This is a genomic window from Megasphaera sp. MJR8396C, assembly GCF_001546855.1.
GTDB lineage: Bacteria > Bacillota > Negativicutes > Veillonellales > Megasphaeraceae > Megasphaera.
Genome location: NZ_KQ958211.1, coordinates 4,112 through 4,535, shown reverse-complemented (window position 1 = coordinate 4,535; position 424 = coordinate 4,112). Strand labels below are relative to the sequence as shown.

Annotated in this window: 1 CRISPR repeat array. The window is 53.8% G+C overall.

What is annotated here, in order from left to right:
* Window position 1 precedes the first annotated feature (1 nt).
* Window positions 2-424: direct repeats of the CRISPR family, unit length 24 nt; unit sequence AATCCACGCACCCATGAAGGGTGC.

Here is a 424-nt window from a genome sequence, read left to right as displayed (position 1 = left end):
CAATCCACGCACCCGTGAAGGGTGCGACCTTGATTTACTTGTTTATACCGTGCGCTGCCTTCCGTTTCAATCCACGCACCCATGAAGGGTGCGACGACGCAAGGCTGTCAACCGCATCCGACATATAAACGTTTCAATCCACGCACCCATGAAGGGTGCGACCTTGTATACGCTGCATAACCCTTGCTGGGACGCAGTTTCAATCCACGCACCCATGAAGGGTGCGACCCAACGCGCCGTCTGTCACGGATACCGCCAGCACGTTTCAATCCACGCACCCATGAAGGGTGCGACGATCGCTATGATGAAGTCCGACAATCCGCGTACAGTTTCAATCCACGCACCCATGAAGGGTGCGACGTGAAGATCAAATTCAATCGGCAATCGAAGATATAGTTTCAATCCACGCACCCATGAAGGGTGC